The sequence below is a fragment of the Saccharomonospora saliphila YIM 90502 genome (genome assembly GCF_000383795.1).
In the GTDB taxonomy this organism is placed as follows: domain Bacteria; phylum Actinomycetota; class Actinomycetes; order Mycobacteriales; family Pseudonocardiaceae; genus Saccharomonospora; species Saccharomonospora saliphila.
This window is the reverse complement of sequence record NZ_KB912685.1, coordinates 1-2,965: the sequence shown is the minus strand read 5'-3', so window position 1 is coordinate 2,965 and position 2,965 is coordinate 1. Positions and strand designations below refer to the sequence as shown.

Below are 2,965 nucleotides of genomic sequence, written 5' to 3'. Positions count from 1 at the left end.
CGCGGGCGAGTTCGTCGTGCTCGCCCGGCGCGCCGTCGAGCCGGACGCGCGACCTGCCGTTCCACACGGCACCACCGCGGACACCGGCGTGCGGGGCGCGTGGTGTGGTGCCCGCTCACGGCCGGGACACGGCCGGGGTTCGTGATGTCCCCGAGCACGCCGATCGACCACGGACGCCTGCTCACGACCCTCGACGACGAGGCCGAGCTGGTGCTGCGGACCTGCGAGGGGGTGACCCCGGACGCGCCCGTGCCCACGTGCCCCGGATGGACCGTCAGCGAGGTGGTCCGCCACGTGGGCAGCGTGTCCCGTGTCGCGCTCGGGTGGCTCCGCACGGGCTCCCGGCCGCACGAGTGGCAGTCCGACCCGGTGGCCGGCCAAACCGTGCGCGGGTACCTGCGCGACGGGGTGGCCGAGCTGAGCGGGCTGCTCGCCCGGCACGATCCCGCCGAACCGGCCGGGAGCTGGTGGGACGCGGACCGCAGCCACGGGTTCTGGTATCGCCGGATGGCCCACGAACTCACCGTGCACCGGGTCGATGTCCAGCTCGCCGCCGGGCTCGACGTCTCGGACATCGCCGAGGACCTGGCTCTCGACGGTGTGGACGAGGCGCTGTCCCTGTGGTTCGGGCACCGGTTGCGCAGGATGGGCGTGACCGGCACGAGGTCGGCGTCGGTGACCGTCCGCGCCGGGGAGCACGCCTGGGCCGTGGACGCCGGGCCGGACGGCACCACGGTCCGGCCCGAGCCGGAGCGGGCCGCGACCGCGCGCGGAGAGACCGACGCGGTGGTCTCCGGCACAGCGGTCTCGGTCTACCTGTGGCTGTGGGGTCGAGCCGGGCCCGGGGCGGTCACGGTCGAGGGCGACGACGACGCCGTCGGGCAACTGTGGGCTCTGATGCGCCTGGCCACGCGGTGACGGCGGCCGGACCCGGTGGTGACGCGGACGAAACCGATCCGGACACCGCGGACACGCTCTCGGCCGTACCCGCCGCTCAGCACGTGACCGAGACCTTGACTCCACTGTGGAACGACACGTGCACGTGGTCGACGTGGTTGGCCGTCGGGCTTCCCCGGTCCTCCATCACCGACCAGCCGCTCCCGTCGTTGTACCGCTGTTTCCAGAGGATGTACTTGACTCCGAACTCGTCCACTTTGTCGAGTACGTACTCGGCGAGCGCGTCGCCCGTGGCCGAATCCACCATGAAGTCGAGGGCGTGGCCCGAGGGGTGGTCACTGGTGTTGGCACGGGGCGCCCGGCCGCCGACGGACTCGACGGCGAACCGCTCCAGCAGGTGATTGCCGACCTCGGCCACGTGCGGCACCGTGCCGTCGAGTTCGGTGGCGCAGGGCTCCGCGCGGGGCGTGGCGGGTTCGGCAGCGGCCGCCGCGCCGCCGTCCGCTCCACTCTCCGCGTCGGCGTCCGTGCCGGTCTCCACCTCGGTCTCCGTGTCGGCCTCGGTCTCCGTGTCGGCTCGCGAGTCCGTCTCGTCCCGCGTCGTCGACGTCGTCTCCGTCGTCGGCTCGGGTTCCGTCGTGCTCGTGTCCGTTGTGCCGGATGCCGTGCGTGAGGCCGGGGAGCTCGCCGGGGATCCGGTCCGGGGAGGGGACGCCGGGCCGGGATCGTACGAAGTGGACAGGTCCGTGGAAACCGCGACGGCGCTCGTCTCCCACCCGTCGAGGAGGTTGTCGGCGGCCCAGCCCGCGCCGAGCAGCGCTCCCGCCGTGAGAACGCCCAGCGCGGCGGGCCGCGCCCACGGTCTCGACGGTGCCGCACGATGTCGACCGGCCATCTCTCCCTCGCTCCCGCGTCGCGAACAACGGCGGTTAGGTTACGAACAGGCAACGAGCCTGTCACGGGAGAGTGGCTGCGGACACAGATCAATAACGATACCCGCCACCTGGTGTGTTGGTCCTATGCGGACCAAAACCATGTCTGCTCGCGCACCCGCCGGTACGCTTCCCGGCGCCGCTGTGGTGTCAACCGGTCCAGGTACATCGTTCCGTCGAGGTGGTCCACCTCGTGTTGCAGGCACTGCGCGAGCACGTCGCGCCCTTCCACGGTGACCGGCTCGTTGCGCAGGTCCACGCCACGGACGATGGCGTGGACCGCCCGCTCGGTGGGAAACCACAGCTCAGGCACGGACAGGCAGCCCTCATCGAGCACGTGTGTCTCGTCGGAGACCTCGACCAGTTCCGGGTTCAGCACGTACCCGACGGCGCCATGTACGTCGTAGCTGAACGCGCGCAGGCTCACCCCGATCTGCGGGGCCGCCAGCCCAGCTCTCCCCGGGGCCCGCACCGTGTCGAGGAGGTCGTCCACCAGTGCCTTCGTGGTCCGGTCGAACGTGGTCACCGGGTCGGCCGCCGTCCTCAGCACCGGGTCGCCGAAGTAGCGCAGCTCGCGCGTCGTCATGTTCGCGCACCCCTTCTCCAGCCTGTAACGCGCCGAGCGTAGCCGCGCGGGTCACGGCCACGGACGCCACGTCCCGCCGGGAGGTGTCCCCATGAAGTTGTCACGCGGTGCCGGGGGCTGGGGCCGTGTCCGGGGTTCGGCCACGGGGCGATGCCGTCGCAGGAGACGCCGACTCCCGTCGAGCGGGACGGATGGGGCCCTTCTACGCCCGCAGTCGCAAGCCCGACGGGGTGGCCCGGAATCCGGCCTCCCGCAGGACCTCGGCCAGTTCCGAGGTCAAGGCCCGTTCCCCGTCCGCCTTCTGCACCTGCAACCGGCCGAGCCACCCGGCGCGCACCGCCGAGGAGAGCGCCTCCGCCGCCGCACCGAGCACCGCCCGGTCCTCGGTGAACGACAGCAGGGACCGTCCGCCCCGCTCGACGTAGAGCGCGGGCAGTCCGTCCACGAGCACGGTCAGTGCCCCCGCCATGCGCGCGGGCCGGTGCCGGGTGTCGCCGAGGACATCGGGCCAGGGCAGCGCCGCCCCGTACGGCTGCGCCGGATCGGCCGC

General features: G+C 72.6%; 4 protein-coding genes. 1 reads left to right on the top strand and 3 read right to left on the bottom strand.

What is annotated here, in order from left to right; all coding sequences use genetic code 11:
• Positions 1-144 precede the first annotated feature (144 nt).
• On the top strand, positions 145-918 hold the full coding sequence (locus tag SACSA_RS0114105; protein ID WP_028661870.1) for a maleylpyruvate isomerase family mycothiol-dependent enzyme: 774 nt from the start codon (positions 145-147) through the stop codon (positions 916-918).
• 76 nt (positions 919-994) lie between these two features.
• Here the strand turns inward: SACSA_RS0114105 and SACSA_RS0114100 are convergent, their stop codons facing one another.
• From SACSA_RS0114100 to SACSA_RS23010, 3 genes are all read right to left on the bottom strand, one after another.
• Positions 995-1,792: a hypothetical protein gene (locus SACSA_RS0114100; protein WP_019816547.1), complete on the bottom strand. Its 798-nt coding sequence runs from the start codon at positions 1,790-1,792 to the stop codon at positions 995-997.
• A gap of 122 nt (positions 1,793-1,914) precedes the next feature.
• The gene (gene def, locus SACSA_RS0114095) at positions 1,915-2,415 is read right to left on the bottom strand and encodes a peptide deformylase (RefSeq protein WP_019816546.1); all 501 of its coding nucleotides are present in this window, start codon (positions 2,413-2,415) and stop codon (positions 1,915-1,917) included.
• Positions 2,416-2,617: 202 nt separating this feature from the next.
• The coding region (locus SACSA_RS23010; protein ID WP_048876809.1) for a hypothetical protein at positions 2,618-2,965 on the bottom strand (348 nt) is incomplete at its 5' end.